Below are 20,244 nucleotides of genomic sequence, written 5' to 3' on the forward strand. Positions count from 1 at the left end.
CACCTCTTATTTCCAGGGATCGTTTTGCTCCAACTGTGTATTGGCATTGATCTCATCCTGTGGGATCGGGAAATACCGGTGCCTGGCCTCCGGATGTCGCTCGGCATAGACACTGTTGACCGCATTCGGTATCACATCCAGGAACGTGTTCGTACGCGTCAGGTCATACCAGCGGTCACCCTCGGCGAAAAACTCCCACGAACGCTCCTGCAATACAGCGTCGATAAAATCAGGCAAGCTCATACCCGCGGGCAGATCATCGATCATCGCCCGTGCGCGAACAGCATTAATATAGTCATACGCCTTTTGCGTGGCCCCCTGTTGATTGCGCGCCTCGGCTTCTGCCGCCATGAGGTATACATCCGCCATGCGCAAAATGGGAATATTGTTGGTCGTGGCACCCGTCGGCGATACCGGGTCCTGGTATTTCTTTACCAACACTGCATCCTTGGTGATGGGCGTAATATCCTTCTGGTGCACAATGGCACCATTTGACTTCACGAACACCGTGTCCAGCATACCTCGCCGACGGTCGTTCGGATCGAACGAGTTAAAGAAAGCCTGGTAGGCAAAGAAAGAGCCATAGGTAGTCTTACCATACGCGGGCGCCGCATTGCCCGGAGGGCCACAGAGACCGCTCATTTGGTGCGACTTCGACGACGTAGATCCTGACACCGAATTGATCGACTCTGCTTCGTACGCAAAGATATTTTCCACGCGTGCGATATCTTCCTTCGCCACATCGTATATATCCCGCACGCTATCCATCAGCGTAAGATAGCCATTCGTCATAACAGCCTCTGATTTTGCCAGCGACATAGCCCAGTCTTCATTATACAGGGCGGCCTTTGCATACAGCGCCAACGCCGCCTGCCTGGAAGGACGACCCTTCACCAACCCTGCCGAATGCTCGGGCAACCTGGCCACCGCGGAATCCAGGTCGCTATAAATTTGTTTATACACATCGGCCTTTGCGCTTTTGCCCACATAGGCATTGGCCTCCACGTCGCTGGCCTTTGTCTTCACCACGACATCGCCAAAGTTTTTAGTAACCGTCCAGTGGTAAAAGGCCCGGAGGAAATACGCCTCACCCATGATCTCGTTCTTTCGCGCGGCGTCCATTTGTGTGCTCTGTACCCGCTCGATCACCCAGTTGCATTTCTCAATACCGTCATAGGACGATGCCCAGATTTGCTGCGGCGACTCGTTCACGCGACCGGCCGTGCGCTGTGCTGTATAGCTGGCATCGTACGAAAACAACGTCAGCGAATTGCGCGACACCGCAATGCGCGGATAGGTTTGATCCGCACTCAAGTCCGACGACAGCAACGCTGCCGGCCCGCCGTACATATCCGAAATAGGATCGTAGGCCGCCGCAATGGCCGCCTCGGCATCCGACGCCGTCTTATAAAAATTCTCCGTATAGATGGAAGAATAAACCTCCTCTTCCAGCTCACACGACACGAGCGCCAGCGCCACGCTGCCGGTGAGAAGAAAAGCTTTGAGAATATTGTTCATATAGCTTTTGTTGAATGTTCTGGTTGCTTTCGATTAGAATGTTACCTGTATGCCACCCAGGAACGATTTTGACGATGGGTATACGAAGTTGTCAATACCGATCGCGGTGTTTTGCCCGGCATACGTATTTACTTCCGGATCATAACCTGAGTAGTTCGTGACAGTAAACAAGTTGTTTGCACTGACATAGATGCGCGCCCGGTTAACCCCTTTGATCTGGGGCAACACATACCCCAGCGTTACGTTCTTGCAACGCAGGTAGGATCCGTCTTCAATAAACCGGTCTGTGATCGGCAAGCGACCGGCCTGCAGGGCACCTGCATATTCATTGTTAGGATTCTCCGGCGTCCAGCGGTTTACCGTACCTTGCAGCAGATTGCGCTGGCCCAGCGGGTTTTCAAAAGAAGCACGGCTTACATTATATACGTCATTGCCATAGGTGCCCGACAGAAATACGCTCAGATCAAAACTTTTATACGCCAGGCTGGTAGAAAAACCAAAGATAAAATCCGGATTTGGGTTGCCGGTAATAACCTGGTCACCCGCGGTGATTACATTGTTCTGATCATAGTCTTGCACCTTTGTGCCGCCAATGCGGCCGTCGGCACCGGGTATAATCGTCTCACCCGTCTGGTAGATGCCGTCAAACAGGTATGTCTTGAAAACCCCCAGCGGCTGGCCCACCTTCAGCAAGGTATAGTTGGTAATGAATCGCTCTTGTGTAACGCCACCGTCGATATCTGTTACCTTATTGCGGTTGGCCGTAAAGTTGGCCGACACGTTCCATTTCAGATCACCGTCCAGAATACGGGCATTCGCCGAAAGCTCCAACCCTTTGTTTTCAATACCGCCCAGGTTGGTCATGATCGTGCCATAACCCGACGACAGCGGCAGCGTCTTCTCATACAGCAAGTCCGTTGTTTTCTTTCTATATACCTCTACAGTCAGGTTCAACCAGTTATTGAACAGGCTTATGTCCAACGCCAGGTTGGCTTGCAGCGACTTCTCCCACCGCAGATCGGGGTTCGAAAGTCCCAGCGGGCTAATGCCTTTCACATAGGTGTGATTGAGCTGGTAATCACTGCCCGGTCCTTGCAACGGCAAGGACTTATACGGATCGATCGCGCCGGCATTTCCGGTGAGTCCATAGCTGCCGCGCAACTTCAGATCGGTGATCGCCGGAATAGCCTGCATAAAATCTTCTTCAATGATCCGCCACCCGAAGGATGCCGCCGGGAAGAAACCATATTTATAGTTCTCCCCAAACTTGCTCGAGCCATCCACCCGGGCCGTCACGTCAAAGAAATACTTGTCTTTAAACCCGTAGTTGATACGGCCCATGTACGAGTCCAGGCGCTCTTTCGTCCGTTTGCTGGAAGTCGACACACTCGTCGCCAGCTGCAAGGCCTCGTCTGTCGTTGCATCGTTCGGAAATCCGTTGCCGATCGTAAAGTTCTCACGGTACTGGGTTGACTGCGTGGCGAACACCCCCGTGAACTTTAAGGTGTGCGCTTCGGCTATGCGCCGCGCATACGTCAGGATGCTTTCGTGCAGCAGCATGACGTTATTTGTATTAGTCTTCTTCGCACTGCCCGAGCTGGCATTCAGGTCCTTCGTGGCGATGATATACCGCGGTGAATAATAATCGCGCAGACCGCTTTGCATGTCTATGTTAAAGGACGCGCGGTACGTCAGGCCTTTGGCGAGCATCGCTTCGCCGTATACATTGCCCAGCATACGCTGGATCTTGTCTTCATTTTTTACCGATGCAAGGCCCAGCGGGTTCGTCACTTCCCGGTAACGGCCGTCGCGCTGTTCGGCAAACGGGAACAGCGTGCCATCGTCACGGTAGGGTTTCAGTGTAGGGGGTGCGCCGATGGCTGCTCCCACAATGCTGGCCGTCACGACATCCGCATTTCCAACGTCCTGGGTACCCGTGGGAATGCCCTGGCTGATGGTATTGCTGCCCATGATGCTCGTTCCGATCTTCACGCGGTCGCTGACCCGGTGGTCCATGTTCAGCCGCAGTGAATACCGTTTAAACCCCGAGTTGATGATGATTCCGTCCTGATCAAAATAGTTGGTCGACAGTGCCAACTGTGTCTTTTCACTACCGCCGTTTACGGAAATCTGATGGCTTTGCATGGGGGCCGCGCGGAAGATCATATCCTGCCAGTCCATGCCTTCTCCTTCCGCGGCGGGGTCTGCATAGATCGCAGTCTTGTAAACATCGTTTTCCAATTGCGCGAACTCCGCGGCATTCAGCACATCCAGTTTTTTCCGAACCTCCTGCACGCCGTAGTAACCGTCGTAGGTCACCCGCGTAGAGCCAGCCTTGCCACGTTTTGTAGTAATCAGTACCACGCCGTTCGCACCACGCGCGCCATAGATCGCCGTCGCCGACGCGTCTTTTAAGATATCGACCGACTCGATGTCATTGGGGTTGATCATCGACAGCGGGCTCACATCCGTAATACCCCCGGTATTGGAAATCTGTATACCGTCGACTACGTACAAGGGCTCAGACGTACCGTTGATGGAGTTTGTACCGCGGATGCGGACGCTGATGTTACCCCCCGGCGCGGCCGAGTTTTGCGTAATCTGCACGCCCGCCACACGCGCCTGCAGACCTTGCGCGACGTTGGTCACGGGAGTTTGTACAATGTCATCTGACTTGACCGAAGCGATAGAGCCCGTAGTCTCGATTTTCCGCTGCGTGCCGTACCCAACCACAACCACTTCGTTCAGCGTCTCGATGTCGGCGCCCAGCACGACGTCGATCACAGTACGTTGGCCGATCGTAATTTCCTGTGCGGTATATCCGATAAAGGAGAATACCAGTACCTCTTCCGGGTTTACGCCTTGCAATACATATTCGCCATTGGCGTCGGAGTTGGTGCCCCGCGACGATCCTTTTACAACGATGTTCACGCCGGGCAGCGCTTCCCCCGTCTCCGCACTCACCTTCCCCTGCACCGTAGCCCCCTGACCGTAGACGGAGCCAGGGCTGGCCAGAAAATAAAGCAGGAACCCGAGTAACAGGACCTGCAGTTTCGTAGAGTTATTTCTCATAGGTGTGTTAGTTTGTGACTGGAAAAGTAACGGATGTCTTTAAAAAACCGGTTGCTAACGATTGAAACAGGCCTTCAGAAACTATCGAGACCGGTTGCGAAAGCGCTCCCGGTAGTTTTCGGAATCGTTACCGTGGTAAAAATTTCAATCGATGGCGGCATTCCGAAGCCGAAATTTTTTCGCTACTTTTCAAGATGGATGACTACAGATCCTGGTCCTCCGAGCCTAAATCTGATCATGGTCAAGTGCATTAAATGTGGGGATGTGGATGCCATTGCAAAAGCAGGCATCGTGCGCGGCAAACAACGGTACTACTGTAAGCGCTGCGACTGCTATTTCAGTCAGCCGGCCGGCGCGGAGCCCGAGACACCCACCCTACACCGCCGTCACCAGACCACTATCATGGACATTGCCAGCGCGCTGAACATCTCGAAGTCTACCGTATCGCGCGCATTGCAAGGCCACTCCGACATCAACGCCAACACCCGCAAGGCTGTCCTCGACATGGCCCTGCAGCTGGACTATCAACCCAACTTGCTGGCCCTGGGCCTCGCCAGGAGCCGCAGCTATACCCTTGGCATTATCGTGCCCGAGTTTATCAACAGCTTCTTTCCCTATATTATTATTGGCGCGCAGCAAGTCGCCAACCCCGCGGGCTACCACGTCATCATCTGCCAAAGCAACGAGTCGCTCGAAACCGAGATCGCCAACACGCAGGTGCTACTGGCCAGCCGTGTAGACGGCGTCATCGCCTCCGTCACCGGTGAAACCAAGACTCTCGAGCATTTTGGTAAATTTCAAAAGGCAGGTATCCCGCTCGTGATGTTTAATCGCATCTGCGAAGGGCTCGATGTTTCCAAAGTGCTGGTCGACGACCATGACGGCGCCTATAAAGGTGTGACGCATCTCATCCAGCAAGGATGCCGCCGCATTGCCCACCTGGCCGGCCCGCAAAACCTACAGATCGGACGCGAGCGCCTGCAAGGATACCTCGACGCACTGCACGACCACAACCTGCCGGTCGACGAAGAATTGATTGTATACTACGATCTCAGCAAAGCAAGCGCAGAAGCCTGCGCAAGACGGCTGCTCGATCTGCCGCAACCACCCGATGCCATCTTTGCCGTCAATGACCCCGCAGCCATCCAGGTCATTCTCACAGCCAAAAGCCGCAACATTCGTATACCTGCCGAGCTGGCGGTGGTCGGCTTTAGTAACGAGCCTACGTCAGCGCTCATCGACCCCGCGCTGACTACCCTCGCGCAACCGCTCGATGAGATTGGCAAGACTGCCGTGCAATTCTTATTACAGGAGATCGAGCAGGAAGAAGGTCCCTTTGTTCCCATACAGCGCGTACTAAAAACCGAGCTGATCATCCGCGCATCGTCATTGCGCACGAAGGCTTTTGCTTCCTGATCACATCGCTTCCGCCATCCGCAAGCGTGCAGACATTGACCGGCTACGGACATCCGTTGCGGTACACACATGAATTAACGCGAAAGAATGGCCTATTTTCGTATGGCATAAGGATTGTTGTCGGCTTTCTGTAGCGACCAAAACGGCCGACGCCCATGAAAAAGATTGATATTCTGAACTTCATCACCAGCTTCCGCAAGGCCCCCAACGATATCAAAACGTATCAGGAACTACTCGCCCACCTGGGTGCTGAAAACGAAGCGATCATGAGTCAGATGCTGCAAGAGCTGCAACAAAGTCGCGTCATCCGCGAGGTAGAAGCGTCCGGCGAAAAGAGCTATCAGGTTATCGCCCGGTAAGCATCATCATTTCTTTACGACAACGGCAATCCCGGGATTGCGCTCCACCAGCGCGGCAACAAAAGCCTCCTGATCTTTGGGTGAGATATAGATCTCGTCCTAACGGTTGTAGCGTACAACGATACCCTTACCCGCCGATGCCGGCCGGTAGCCAACCCATATTGTCTCACCACACGTCACCTGCGTGATACTCGCTAACGCGATCTTGCCGCGAAAAGGTCCGGAGGCAAAATACAGGTGCCCGGCATCGATCCTATAGGATGTGCCAAACCACGTCCATGCCATCAGTCCGACCGGCAACGCCAGCACGGCATAGGCTATGGGGTTCTCATGGAAGGGAAGCACAAGCATCTCACCTACCAGGAGCAACAACACAATGGCCATGATGCTGCCGGTCAGCACACCTTTTTTACTGGGATATTGCATTGCTTTCATAACGGGCCATAATAAGCAAGAGCAAGATACCAATTACCGCCCATATTGACGCAAATCCCGAATTTGGCTATGATCTACGGCATAGTTTTTTAAATTTACCGCTTCTCTAAACATGCCACGGCCATGCGCATAGACAAGCCTCATTAACAATGGAGGAATCCAAGGACCGACTACTACATATCCTCAAGGAAGCACCCATCTCAACCGCCCTGCTCACCGGCCCTGAGCTGGTCATTGCGCTGGCCAACGACGCGACGCTCAGGCTTTGGGGCAAAGATGCTTCTATTATCGGGAAACCGCTACTCGTCGCCATGCCCGAACTCAAAGGCCAGGGTGCTTACGAGGCCGTCGCCGAAGTGTACCGCACCGGCATTGGTTATGACGGCCGGGAAAATAAGGTATACCTCCGGGAGTCAGACGGCACGATCCGTACTGTGTATGCTAATTTCATGGGAAAAGCCTTGCGCGCCGCCGACGGCTCCATCGAGTCCGTACTCCTGATGGGGTATGAAGTAACCAACCAGGTAGAAGCGCAACAACGGGTGGTGGTTGCCGAGGAGAAAGCCCAGCAGGCTATTCGGATGGCCGACGAAGCATCGCAACGTGTGTTGCGTGACAGCGAGGAACGGTTCCGCACGCTGATTACAGAGACATCCATGGTAGGCTCGGCACTTTATACCGGACCCGAGATCTGTATCCAATATGCCAATGACGTCATGTTGAAGTTCTGGGATAAGGACCAGTCCATCATTGGCAAGCCCTTCGAAGAGGCGATACCCGAACTAAAGGGCCAGCCTTTCATCGAACGACTCAAAACCGTCTATGCTACGGGACAGACGTATGAGGGACGTGAAGACAAAGCCCGGTTATTTGAAAACGGCGAGCTTGAAGATTTCTATTTCAACTATACCTACAAAGCCCTCCGAAATGCTGAGGGTGTGATCTATGGCGTCCACCACATGGCGATCGACGTAACGGAGTCGGTGGTAGCTAAGAAAGAGTTGATTGAGAACGAACGCAACTTCCGCGCGCTCGTCAACGAAACGCCCGCCGGCATCATCATCGTCAAAGACGAGAACTTCACCATCGAGATCGTCAACGATGCATATCTCCACTGGACAGGCAGCACCCGCGATCAGTATATTGGCAACCAACTGTGGACGATCCTGGCCGATGGCCGAACGCCCGAGCTGGAATCTACCCTGGCACATGCCATGCAAACCGGTTTGCCCTATAACTTCAAAGAAGTACCGCTCCGCCTGCAGCGACACGGTTCCCTGCAAACAATTTACGTCGACCTCGCCTACGCGCCGATCAATGATCCGGAGACAGAAGACAACCGCGTCATGATCATGATACTCGACGTCAATGACAGGGTGGCCGCCCGAAGAAAACTCGAAGAATCCCGCGATTATTTACAGACTATACTCGAATCGCTGCCGCAGATGGCCTGGACCACCAACTCCGCCGGCGATGCTACCTATCTCAACGAACAATGGTATCATTACACAGGCCAGCGCCCGCACGAGGGTGAAGGCCATGGCTGGACGGTCGTAGTCCATCCGGACGATATTGCCGGCACGATCCGCCAATGGCTGGAATGTATAGAAGCACGCGTCGCGTTTAAACGGGAAGTGCGGTATAAAAAGAATTGGGGAGAATACCGCTGGCACCTCACACAGGCCGTACCCATTTTCAACGCCCAGGGCGAGCCAACAATGTGGGTCGGCACGTGCACCGACGTGCACGATCAAAAAATATTTCAGGAAAGCCTCGAAAGCAAGATCGAAGAACGCACCCGCGACCTCAAGCGCTCCAACACCGAGCTGCAACAGTTCGCCTATGTCGCCTCCCACGACTTGCAAGAGCCGCTCCGCAAGATCGCCACATTCAGCGAAATGCTGCGCAGCAGCATCGAGCCGATGCCCGAACGTGCCGAAGGCTACCTCAACAAAATTACCGCCGCGTCGACACGCATGCAGGCGCTTATAAAAAGTATTCTCAACTTCTCCCAGCTCTCACGCGAAGGCGAGATCTTTACCGCCGTCGATCTTAACGAGGTTGTCGCCAACGTACACAACGACTTCGAGCTGTTGATCGAACAGAAAAAAGCCACCGTTCGTGTCGACCCCCTCCCCATCATCCGCGGTATACCCTTGCAGCTCAATCAGCTCTTCACCAACCTCATGAGCAACGCGCTCAAGTTTGCCAGCACCGACCGGCCACCGCTCATACACGTCCACGCCCGCGCGCTAACGGACGCCGAAGTAAAAACACACCTCGAAATAGATCATAACCTCTCCTATATACAACTGGAATTTGCCGACAACGGCATCGGCTTCTCCGAAGAATACGCCGAGCAAATCTTCATCATCTTCCAACGCCTTAACGACCGCCAATCCTATCCCGGCACCGGCATCGGCCTGGCGCTGTGCAAAAAGATTGTTATGAACCATAAAGGGGAGATATACGCGCACTCGACACCGGGGCAGGGGTCTACATTCTACATAATTTTACCAGTAACGCAATAAAGCCGCCAGTCCCCTCCTGGCACTGGCGGCGTCACAACGTTTAAACCCTACTTAATTGTTGTGTATCTTTCGTTACGGCTTGATGACCTTAAAGGACTTCTGCACGCCGTCTGCTGTAATCATAATATAATATAGTCCACTCTTCCAATTCGAAGCATCCAGGCTGGTAGCATCTACATTTGTGGCAGTATAAACAACCCGCCCCGTCTGATCCTTCACCTGCACGCGGTGCCCCTGCGTACCTTCCGGTAACGTATAATTCACTTTGTCAGACACCGTGTTCGGATATACGGACACCGCATCATTCGTCGCAGTGACAGCGAGCCGGGCCGCTCCTGCGGGAGCCACAACACCCCACGCAAAAGCTTCCCAGCCGCCGATTGTTGCACGCGTACACGTCATCGCCACTGTGCCGTTCTCCGACGATACATAAAAGCCATTGAAACCACGTAGCGAAATCGTACCGTCGGTATTCGCAACCCAATCAAATTTTTCCCAATCTTCGTAAGTGGCACGGTTGCACGTTATCGCTTGCGTCCCATTCTCCGAAGAAACAAACATACCCTGGTTCTGCAGTGCGATCTTGCCACCACCCGCATCTACCACGAGGAAACCGTTCCAACCCGCTACCGCCGTAGCATTACACCACATCGGACCTACGCCGTTCTTCGAGCTTACATACTGGTTGTTAAAACCGCGCAGCCAGATCGTCTGTCCTATCGGAATCGTCGGTGCTGCCGTGCTCACTTTCACTTCCGTTAAACTGTTCCAGCCATTCACGGAATTACCATGACCCAGGATGCGTACATACTGCGCCGTGACGGGGGTAAAAGAGAATGTCTCCAGCTCCACAGACGTGCCGCTGCTGGTCAGACCAGCACTTACCGTTGTCCAGCCCGCACTCGGGTTATTTGATACTTGTACATCAAACGTCGTCGTACGGGTGTCGCCGCTATAGAATGCGATTTGTACACCTGTAACCGACGCCGGCGCGCCCAGACAGAATTGAATCCACTGGCCATCACCATTGGCAGACCAACGGGTGTTGAGGTCGTTGTCCAGTACATTCGACGGAACGTTACCATCATCGGAGCTCGCCGCTGCCGGCACACAGCCCGGGTTGGGATCTGTACCGGTCGGAAGCTCGGCGTGTGTCGCCGACAACCAGCCGAGGAAGTGATCTTCGATCGCAGTCTCCGGACGGTTCTGATTCAACACATAGGTACGCGTCTGCGGTACACTCAAACCCAATGCGGTATAACGCGACAGCAGAATTTCATACGGAGCGCTTTTACGTGCCCATTCCGAGTCGGCGCGATAGTTCGGCGAGCCAGTACCCAGCAGACCTTTCGCATACGCTTCAGCACCTAACAGCAGGCGCGGCTGTGAAGCACCGCTCGTGCGGGTAAACAGCGCATCGCTACCTTGCTGATGCGCTACCTCCGCACACTGCGAAAGACCGATCAGCACATACTGCGAGTGTACAAAGTCGCGGAACAACTCGGGAATCTGACCCGCGGTGTTGATTTGATCCAACTGACCGGTTACGTGATTGTAACCCTGGTTATAGAGCGATGCATTGTTCATAAATATACCCGCCGACATCAGCGCCAGGTCTTTCGAAATAAGCCAGTTCGCCGTTTGGTAGATTGGACCATTCACATACGTCAGCACCTTGTTTATGAAAGACTCAAAGCGTGTTACTTCCGACGGCGCCCAACCCGCCGCGCCGTTGTTATAATACCGGATGATCTCCGCACCGGCCACCCAGATGGGCAATGCCCACGAAGCCTCCAGCGTACGCTGGTTCGGCGTACCGGCATCGGTCGTCATGCTTTGGAACGTCGCCGACCAGGCATTCAGAATTTGCACCGCCTTGTTGCGATGTGACACATTGCCCGTTACTACCCACCGGATGGCATGCGCATAGGCGGCATGTGCATCGCGGCGGAAAGCTGCCTCTTGCGGCGAGCCACCGGAGCCTACTACATATACCACAGCATACGGTTCCGGATTATAGTTCAGGTTCGCGCGCGAGTCGCCGGCCAACACATTATAGCCTTGCACGATCGGGCCGCTGTTGGCGGCCACTTTTGATTTGATAAAGGCCAGCTCGGCCTGACTGCTAAATACACCCGGATGGCGAAATGCCGCCGGGGCCTGGGCAAACGCTGACGTCAACAAAGCAACGGCCAGCATACCCGTTAATAATATCTTCTTCATAGTAGGTTTAGTTTTTAATGATCCGGATAGATTTTGCGAAGCCCGTGGTGGAAATGGTCACGTAGTAAATACCACGCTTCCACGACGACGCCTCGATCGTATTCTCCGCTTGCGCCTCGCCTGTCGCCTGATACACCACTTCACCGTTCAGGTTCACCACCTTCACTTCGTGTACGCTGGCGCCTGCCCGCAATACATAGTGTACTTTGTCTGATACTTCGTTGGGATACAGCGTCAGGCTGGCAGCGTTGATCGGTGCCATGCGTGCGGCGGAAGCGGGTGTTACGACACTCCAGGCGAATGACTCCCAGCCACCGATCGTCGGACGGTTGCACGTCATCGCTTGTGTACCGTTCTCGGAAGAAACATACAGGCCGTTGTTACCGCGCAGCGATACCGTGCCATCAGCATTGGTAATCCAATCAAATTTCTCCCAGTCCTGCACGGTAGCACGGCTACACGTCATGGCCTGCGCGCCATTCTCCGACGACACATAGAAGCTTTGGTTCTGCAAGGCCACTTTACCCGCACCGGCATCTACCACGAGGAATTGGTTCCAGTTTGCCACCACGGTAGCGTTACACCACATCGGGCCAACGCCGTTCTTCGAGCTTACATACTGACTGTTGAAGCCCCGCAGCCAAACCGTTTGTCCCACCGGGATCGACGGCGCTTCCGTGGTGATCTTCACTTCCGTCAGGCTGTTCCACGCGTTGACCGAGTTGCCATGGCCTACGATACGGATATACTGTGCGGTACGTGCTGCAAAGGTAAAAGTCTCCAGCGCCAGCGAGGTGCCACTGCTCACCAGACCCGTCGCGGCATTTGTCCAGGCGGTACCGTTACCCGATGTCTGCACGTCGAAGGTTGTCGTGCGGGTATTGCCGCTATAGAACGCAACCTGCACGCCGGTAACCGAAGCCGGTGTGGCAAGGCAGAATTGAATCCACTGACCGTCGCCGGTCGCCGACCAGCGTGTGTTCAGGTCGTTGTCGAGCACGTTGGCCGGCACGTTGCCATCATCCGAGCTTGCCGCTACCGGCACACAGCCGGGGTTTCCACCACCACGTTGTTGCACCACCTGATCGATGGCCGTCAGCAGCGAGTTGGCGTTCCTCGCGTCATCCGAAAGATCCCAGATCATGATACCACCGCCTTGATCGAAGGCCAGGTTGGTTTTGCTTTTGATCGTTGGGATTCCATTGTAGCCCACGCCGTTAAAGCTATCAGCGTTCGGGCTGGCACCACGGACCAGCAGGTCGTCAAACCCTACATACTCGTTCGCCGAGCGGCCGTAGAACGGCACACCCAAAATAGCCTTGCTCACCGGCAGACCACGGCCCTTCCAGTAGTTGAGCGACTGCACGGCATAGTTATACGTCGAATGGTTCGAGCCACCGCCGTCGTATGCCATGAGGTTCAGAAAATCTACATACCCGAATACAGGGGCCTGCACACCGTCACCGGTCGACCCACTCGCTACCACAGCTGCCGTCAACAGCTTACCCTGCGCATGCAGCGCGTTGGAAAGCTGTTGCATCAGCAATGTGAAGTTCGGGGACTCAGCACCGGTTGGGTACTCCCAATCGATGTCCACGCCGTCCAGGTTGTATTGGTTCACCATGCCCAGCAGTGCATTGACAAAATTTGTACGGTAAGTAGCATTGGCCGCCAGTGACCGAAATGCACTATCGTCAGCGTTGTTCCAGCCACCGACCGCAATCAACACCTTCTTGCCGGCAGCATGACCCGCCGATACGAGGCTCTGCAGCTTGGAGGCACCACCGCCTAAACTTTGCAGGCCACCCGTGGGAGTCGGCAAAGCAAACGCGTAGTTGATGTGCGTCAGCTTACTGAACTGCACATCGCTTACGTTACCCGCCCAGGAAGGCAGGTAGCCCACAACTTTAAATTGCGCATACACGAACTGGCACAACAGCACTAGCAGTGAGGCACATACCGATCGAAACAGATATAATCTTTTCATAAAAAAGGGGATTATGTGAATACGCCCCTAAGCTATGGGACAACCGCCCTAGAAAAGGAATCGACTTATTAAACGGCAGCGCAGAATTATTAAAAGAAATATACTCCAGGCAACGATCCAGTTGGGAACGATCCCAACTGGATGTATACTTCTCGCACTATTACAGCCCTCATTTTGTTGCACAAAGTTGCGCAGATTGCTGCTTGTTGGCATCCCGACTCTTCCGGAATGACTCCCTCTTGGCAGTCTTCAGATTACCGACCATCTAAAGGATCACATTATCTCACAACGAAAACTCGGGAACACAAAAAGGTCACTGAATAAATTATTCTATCCATAATCTCCTCGGAAATATTATGACTTAGTTCACTTATAGCAGTGTGCTATATTTATTTCAACATATGAAGTCACGACAAGTATTGTCATTCAACCTTTACGAGAAAAGACGTAAAAATCCATCTGAGCGGGCATTGCAGGTAGATAAATGAAATTGTATTTTTTTTGCCATGCACTGTTGACATCACTAATTTTATTAGTTATGTTTGAAGTGACAAATCCCGGCAGGCCTCTGGTCTCTATGCACACTTGCCGGGACATTTTTTCCCGTTATCTGAATTTATGGTAAAATTTGAGAAACCCGCTAAGAGCGACGACATGCTCGTTGTCCAGTTAATCGAACGCAAACTACTAATCGATCAGCCAGAAAAAGTTAAGATATATCTAAGCCATATTGGCTACTATCGCCTCTCTGGATACATGCATCCGTTTTTAAAAAGAGATGGCACTGCAGAATTTAAAGAGGGGATACATTTCAGTGAGGTATTAGATCATTACCTGTTTGATAGAAGGCTGCGACAGACGCTTCTTGACATGTGCGAACGAATTGAAATCTCTGTCAAGACAAATCTATGCAATATAATGGCCCTTAAGCATGGGTCTCATTGGTACCTGGACGGAACTCACTTTAGAAAATATGAGCACCATCAACAATTCCTAAAGGATGTCGAGGAATATTGCATAGAATGTCATGATCCGTTCATCAAACATTATCTAAGAAAATATTCTGAGCCATCCCTACCGCCTATATGGATGGTGGTTCAGATTCTCACGTTTGGGCAAATATCAAAATTGTACGACAACTTGAAAGCCAGTCAGGAAAGGAGCGCAATCGCCTACTGCTATGCAATCACTCCTGGACTTTTCGAATCGTGGCTAAAAAGTATATCGTTTATCAGGAACTGTTGTGCCCATCATAACAGACTTTGGAACAAGCACCTTCCGCTAAAGCCAATCATTCCGACTGACAAAGACAAGTGTTTTTTGGCATCTGTTAATGAAGATACGAACAAAAGGCTGTATGGCACATTGTCATGCATGTTAGCAATGCTGGCAAAAATTAACCCTAACGCATCATGTAAGAAGAGGTTAAAAAAACTCTTTAAAGAATATCCACAAGTGAATCTCGCAGAAATGGGCTTTACAGTCGATTGGGAAGATAGCATGATTTGGAAGGACTAAATACTCTAACTACTGCGTAAGGAGTACATCACCTTCTATCGTGAACCCACAGGGATCATGTACGTTCGCCCCAAAATCTAAAGCACCTACCGAGTAACTACTACGCAGCATCCCGCTCTCCCGGCATCACACACGCAAGCACCGTCAACACAAAAGCCAATACTGACGCCCATGTACGCAGCCCATTCAACCTATTCCACGGCCCCTCAAACGCCGCGCGCTGCCGGGAAATCTCTTCCGGCGAAGCCGCGTCCAATCGAAAAGCATCCAATGCCTCATTCAAGGGTACGTTGCCTCCCATCGTGATGCCTATCACGCCCACTATATATAAGACTGCCGCCGCCAGCAAAAACCAGAAGCGCACCGGCAACGACGACCGGTACTGAAGGTATACATCCAACGGCAACAGCAACGCCGTACCCAAAAAGCACAGCAAAAAAACAGGATTAAGAATCGCGCGATTCATCGCCTGCATGGACGCGATAAACTCTACATCTTGCACGCGCGCCAGTCCCGGGCTGACGGCATACGACCAGGCACTAAACAGCCCGGCCATAAGACCGGTCGTAATCGCGGCAATCACCAGAAGAATAGTGGATAAAGTCATAGTGGTAGGGGTATTCGTTCGAAGGTTCATGGTTGTACGCGTAAAGATTTCACATAAGTCACGAGTTCTTGTAATTGTGCGGGCGAAAGCTTCTTCCGGAAGCCGGGCATAAACCCCTTCCCGCGCTGGATCTGCAAAGTCACCGCCGTATCCGCCAACGTACTTCGTTGCAAGTCCCGGGCGCCAAACATCCCTTTGGTCCCGTCGTTACCATGACAGCGTGCGCAATGCTGTTTATATAAATTCTCTCCTGCACCAGGGTGTTGCGCCACGGGCACCTGCCTGAACGCGCTGCTAACCGCCAGCAAGGTCAGCAATACGGCCACACCCGCCAGCCGAAGAGTGTGCCTTTCAACATTGGAATAAGACATAGTAGTTGTTGTTTTTGAGGCAAGTACCTCAAAACACGGCCCGCCGGATAGAACAAAACCGACAGAATTCAGACATTCCGTGCCCTGCACGCGTTCCAAAAGCCGTTATTAAAGAAAGAGAGTGTGGCGTGACGCCTAGTACGTATACTTCTTAAACACCGTCTCCAGCTCATTAAAGAAGAGCGTATCATTACCCCCCGACAGGGCGGCTGAGTTTGTCTCTTTGATCAGCTTAATAAGACCGGCGTAGTGGGCCAGGTCGAGCGGCGACTTCTGAATCTCTTTCAGATCGCGTTTCAAAAATTCGATGCGCACCTGGCTGAGGCTCTTCACATCGTAGTGCTCGACGAAAAAAGTACGAAGCTTTTCTTCCTGTAGGAAGTCCGCGATCAGCTCATCACGCAGCTGGCGGATCATATCAATCACCTGGGCTGTCGAGAATTTCTCTACTTCGTCTTTGTATGCCCGTTGTGTGAGTTCCATGAGTTCTTAAAATCCCTGACAAGATAACTTCAAAAAAGATATTAATAACTACTGATGTTCAGGTTACTTCGTCAACTACCTAACGATCAGAATGATTTTCTTCATAATTTTTCTAGCTCCCAACACACGTCCGCCTGCAGATACTTCTACGCAACATCACCTCCAAAGTTCCTAGAACAAGTGCTTTTGCTATAAAATTCACTTCCGACATTTATTCTTACAGTAGTTTTCCCCTTTCCCATTTTAAAATTTTTATGTATTAAAATGTCCGTCACACGCGTACATACTGTCATGTCATAATGATCTAAAGACCTTTAAAGGCTCTATCAGTATAAGGATACCTCCATCCTTAAATCACGTTTTGTGGATAGATTGTGGATAGATAACAGCCAGCCTTCCGACCGAAAACGAAAAAAAATCGGTCGTAAGCGGACAAAACAATTGTACGACACGCCCGCTGCGAAGCGCGAAAACACCGAATTTCTTTCATTCAGGCCTGTTTTTCATCCTTAATGGACTTTTGGCGACCTTTTTGCAAAATGCCATATGCCGAAACATAGAACCTTATGATCCAGACCATGTTCAGCCGCGCCTACCGTAGCTTCCTAAAGAATAAATTCTTTTCACTTCTGAATATGCTGGGGTTGGCCATCGGCATGGCCGTGTTTCTACTCATTGCCCAGTATGTAAAGTTTGAGACAGGTTACGAAGATTTTGTACCCGAAGGTGACAATACGTACCGCCTTACGCTCGATACATACAACGGTCCCGAGCACGTACGCTCCACCGCCGAAAATTTCCCCGCTGCGGGCCCCGCGCTAGCAGCTACCCTGCCGGAAATTGAAAATTATGCGCGGTTGTATAACATGGGCTTCAAAAACAATGTCGTTATCACCAACGAGGAAGCCCTGCCACCCATCGCCATTAAACAACGGAGATTCCTATACGCAGACGCCGCGTTCCTCTCCATGATGGGCTATACCCTCACGAGCGGCGACGTTAACACCGCCCTGGCAGAAGCCAATACCGCCGTCATTACCCGGGAGCTCGCCCACCGGTACTTTGGCAACGAGGACCCTATTGGCAAGACCCTGCGTATGCAGGACGACGATAACAACAACGAATTAGTGCACATCACCGGTGTGGTCCCCACCGTTCCCGATAATACCCACCTCAAATTTGATATTCTCTTCTCCTATAAGACCTTATTCACACGCACGCGTCCCGACCGCCCCGACTTCGGCGTAGCCCGCTACGACAACAGCTGGAGGCGCAATGACATGTATACAATCATGAAATTGCGTCCCGGCACAGACCCGCGTACGGTCGAAGCCAAATTGCCGGCCATCATCGCCGAGAAAGTACCCGACCTGAAAGAACGCAACGAACGTTACGTCATGACGCTGCAACCGCTACGTGACATTCACCTCACTTCCCGCCTCTCCGACGAGGTCGAAGCCAACGGCGACGAGAGCATTGTGAATTTCATGGGGCTCATTGGTCTCTTTGTACTGGCCATTGCCTGGATCAACTATGTCAACCTCTCCACTGCCAAAGCCCTGGAACGCGCCAAGGAAGTAGGGGTACGCAAGGTGATGGGTGCCGCACGCTTTCAACTCATACGCCAGTTCCTGGCCGAATCGGCAATCGTCAACTTACTGTCAGTGCTTGTCGCCCTGGCGGTGGTCGGCGCGGCACTCCCATCTTTTAATACGCTCTCGGGCCTTGCACTGAAGCCGACGCACTTGTTCCAACCGTGGTTTATTGTATTGGTATTGATACTGTGGGCAACGGGCACGATCCTGTCAGGATTCTACCCGGCCATTGTATTATCGTCGTTCAAGCCTGCCACTATTTTGAAAGGCAAGCTGAAGAACAGCACCCGCGGCATCGTACTGCGTCGCGCCCTGGTAGTATTTCAATTCATGGCGTCGGTCGCGCTTATCGCCGGCACTTTTATAGTGTATACACAATTGAACTTTATGATGAGCCGCGACATTGGCGTCAACATAGACCAGGTGCTGGTGGTGGAACGTCCCGGTGTCATGCCCGAGCAACGTGAATCTGCTATTGATGTTTTTAACAACGAGCTGCGGAAAGATCCCGCCATCCAATCGGTTGCCTCGTCTACCACCGTACCCGGCGCACAACGCGAGTGGAAGGCGCAGATAAAACGCTATGGCGAAGCCAACGACAAATCCGCTACCGTCATCCTGAACGCGATGGACTATAACTTTACCGATGTCTTTAAAATGAAGCTGCTTGCCGGCCGCACCTTCTCGGAGAGCTATGTGCAAGACCCCGACACATCGCTTGTCATTACCGCTTCCGCAGCAAAAGCCCTGGGGTTCAAAACACCGGCCGAGGCCATCGGACAACCGCTTACGTTTAGCGATTACGATTTCAACAGTATCATTGTTGGCGTTGTCAACGACTATCATCAACTGTCGCTTAAGCAAACCATCACGCCCGTCGTATTCCAATGTTCTGCCTATGACGGTGAATTCTACTCGGTGCGCATCACCACCGACCACGACAACCTCGAGCGCACCTTGTCCAACGTACGGGCTGCTTACGAAAAGTCCTTCCCGGGCAATCCGTTTGATTATTTCTTCCTCGACGATTACTTTAATCGCCAGTATAAAAACGAGCGTCAATTCGGCGTGCTCTTCACCACGTTTGCCACACTGGCCCTCGTCATCGGCTGCTTAGGGCTGTTGGGACTCTCCGCCTACACCGCAGTACAGCGCACCAAAGAGATCGGCATCCGCAAAGTGCTGGGCTCCAGCGAAGGCGGCATCTTTGTACTGCTCTCAAAAGACTATGTACGACTGATCGCGCTTTCCATCGTCCTCAGTGTACCGCTGGTATATTTCCTGATGAACAGCTGGCTTCAGCGCTTTGCCTACCACACATCGATATCGCCCTTCGCGTTTATCGGTGCCGGCGCCATCGTGCTGCTGATCTCCCTTCTGACCGTCAGTATCCAAACCTTGCGGGCAGCGCGTACCAATCCCGTGGATTCGCTGCGCTACGAGTAGTCGGTACGGCGAGTAGTGAAAACGATGCGTTTTCCGTAGATTGGCTGTGTTTATTTATAGACTCATGAGCAAGCAATCTACGCAGGACCAGGACTACGCCGGCATCGACTTTCGCACCAACGGCTTCGAACGCGGTGAATACGATAACTGCACTTTTAATAATTGTACCCTTGCTTCGGTTTCCCTGACGGGCAGCACGTTTGTAGAATGCAAGTTCGTCAACTGCGACCTGAGCATGGCCATACTACAAGACGCTTCCTTCCGCGACGTCACCTTCCGCAACTGTAAAATCCTCGGCGCCCGCTTCGACGAGTGTAGCAAGTTTCTTTTGGCGTTCCGCTTTGAATCGTGCATTATCAACTTCTCCTCGTTCTATCGTCTCAAACTCAAGGGCACATCGTTCAAAGACTGTAAGCTGCAAGAAGCCGAGTTCATCGAAACCGACCTGACCAATGCCAAGTTCGACGACTGCGACCTGCTGGGCGCACGCTTCGAAAACACATTACTGGAAGGGGCCGACCTGCGCACTGCCTATAACTATTCCATGGACCCCGAGCGTAATCACCTGACCAAAGCTAAGTTCTCGTTGAGCGGTGTCGTGGGACTGTTGGACAAGTATAAAATCAAAATTGAGTGACGCCTGCAACCCAACGCCCACCCGCTACGTATTTTGCGCAGCATTT

General features: G+C 52.5%; 14 protein-coding genes. 6 read left to right on the plus strand and 8 right to left on the minus strand.

Annotated elements, in window-relative coordinates; genetic code table 11:
* Positions 1-6 precede the first annotated feature (6 nt).
* Entirely contained in the window at positions 7-1,518 is a 1,512-nt protein-coding gene (locus tag KK062_RS00210) for a RagB/SusD family nutrient uptake outer membrane protein (protein WP_254082212.1), read from the minus strand.
* 33 nt (positions 1,519-1,551) lie between these two features.
* Entirely contained in the window at positions 1,552-4,590 is a 3,039-nt protein-coding gene (locus tag KK062_RS00215; RefSeq protein WP_254082213.1) for a SusC/RagA family TonB-linked outer membrane protein, read from the minus strand.
* Between the two features lie 237 nt (positions 4,591-4,827).
* Between KK062_RS00215 and KK062_RS00220 the strand changes: the two genes are divergently transcribed.
* Both KK062_RS00220 and KK062_RS00225 read left to right on the plus strand, forming a co-directional pair.
* Positions 4,828-6,006: a LacI family DNA-binding transcriptional regulator gene (locus KK062_RS00220; RefSeq protein WP_254082214.1), complete on the plus strand. Its 1,179-nt coding sequence runs from the start codon at positions 4,828-4,830 to the stop codon at positions 6,004-6,006.
* 155 nt (positions 6,007-6,161) lie between these two features.
* Positions 6,162-6,365, plus strand: a complete 204-nt coding sequence (locus KK062_RS00225; protein ID WP_254082215.1) for a hypothetical protein — start codon at positions 6,162-6,164, stop codon at positions 6,363-6,365.
* 99 nt (positions 6,366-6,464) lie between these two features.
* Here the strand turns inward: KK062_RS00225 and KK062_RS00230 are convergent, their stop codons facing one another.
* Positions 6,465-6,800, minus strand: coding sequence for a PH domain-containing protein (locus tag KK062_RS00230; protein ID WP_254082216.1), 336 nt, complete (start codon positions 6,798-6,800; stop codon positions 6,465-6,467).
* A gap of 149 nt (positions 6,801-6,949) precedes the next feature.
* Between KK062_RS00230 and KK062_RS00235 the strand changes: the two genes are divergently transcribed.
* Entirely contained in the window at positions 6,950-9,331 is a 2,382-nt protein-coding gene (locus KK062_RS00235) for a PAS domain-containing sensor histidine kinase (RefSeq protein WP_254082217.1), read from the plus strand.
* Positions 9,332-9,403: 72 nt separating this feature from the next.
* On the opposite strand, the gene KK062_RS00240 is transcribed toward KK062_RS00235, so the two are convergent.
* Both KK062_RS00240 and KK062_RS00245 read right to left on the minus strand, forming a co-directional pair.
* Complete coding sequence (locus tag KK062_RS00240; protein ID WP_254082218.1) at positions 9,404-11,554, minus strand: discoidin domain-containing protein; 2,151 nt, start codon at positions 11,552-11,554, stop codon at positions 9,404-9,406.
* A 7-nt stretch (positions 11,555-11,561) separates the two neighbouring features.
* Positions 11,562-13,541, minus strand: coding sequence for a glycosyl hydrolase family 18 protein (locus tag KK062_RS00245; RefSeq protein ID WP_254082219.1), 1,980 nt, complete (start codon positions 13,539-13,541; stop codon positions 11,562-11,564).
* A 618-nt stretch (positions 13,542-14,159) separates the two neighbouring features.
* Here KK062_RS00245 and KK062_RS00250 point away from each other — a divergent pair.
* The gene (locus KK062_RS00250) at positions 14,160-15,059 is read left to right on the plus strand and encodes an Abi family protein (RefSeq protein WP_254082220.1); all 900 of its coding nucleotides are present in this window, start codon (positions 14,160-14,162) and stop codon (positions 15,057-15,059) included.
* A 100-nt stretch (positions 15,060-15,159) separates the two neighbouring features.
* Here the strand turns inward: KK062_RS00250 and KK062_RS00255 are convergent, their stop codons facing one another.
* The 3 genes from KK062_RS00255 to KK062_RS00265 all read right to left on the minus strand — a co-directional run bounded on the left by KK062_RS00255 (position 15,160) and on the right by KK062_RS00265 (position 16,520).
* Complete coding sequence (locus tag KK062_RS00255) at positions 15,160-15,666, minus strand: anthrone oxygenase family protein (protein ID WP_254082221.1); 507 nt, start codon at positions 15,664-15,666, stop codon at positions 15,160-15,162.
* A 26-nt stretch (positions 15,667-15,692) separates the two neighbouring features.
* Positions 15,693-16,037 carry a c-type cytochrome gene (locus tag KK062_RS00260; protein ID WP_254082222.1) on the minus strand — a complete coding sequence of 115 codons (345 nt, stop codon included), beginning with the start codon at positions 16,035-16,037 and terminating at the stop codon, positions 15,693-15,695.
* A gap of 135 nt (positions 16,038-16,172) precedes the next feature.
* Positions 16,173-16,520, minus strand: coding sequence for a hypothetical protein (locus KK062_RS00265; protein ID WP_254082223.1), 348 nt, complete (start codon positions 16,518-16,520; stop codon positions 16,173-16,175).
* A 566-nt stretch (positions 16,521-17,086) separates the two neighbouring features.
* On the opposite strand from KK062_RS00265, the gene KK062_RS00270 reads away from it, so the two are divergent.
* Together KK062_RS00270 and KK062_RS00275 are read left to right on the plus strand one after the other, a co-directional pair.
* Positions 17,087-19,561: an ABC transporter permease gene (locus KK062_RS00270; RefSeq protein WP_254082224.1), complete on the plus strand. Its 2,475-nt coding sequence runs from the start codon at positions 17,087-17,089 to the stop codon at positions 19,559-19,561.
* Between the two features lie 64 nt (positions 19,562-19,625).
* On the plus strand, positions 19,626-20,198 hold the full coding sequence (locus tag KK062_RS00275) for a pentapeptide repeat-containing protein (protein ID WP_254082225.1): 573 nt from the start codon (positions 19,626-19,628) through the stop codon (positions 20,196-20,198).
* The last annotated feature ends 46 nt before the right edge of the window (positions 20,199-20,244 follow it).

This window comes from Dawidia cretensis (assembly GCF_018598175.1).
Taxonomy (GTDB): Bacteria; Bacteroidota; Bacteroidia; order Cytophagales; family Cyclobacteriaceae; genus Ohtaekwangia; species Ohtaekwangia cretensis.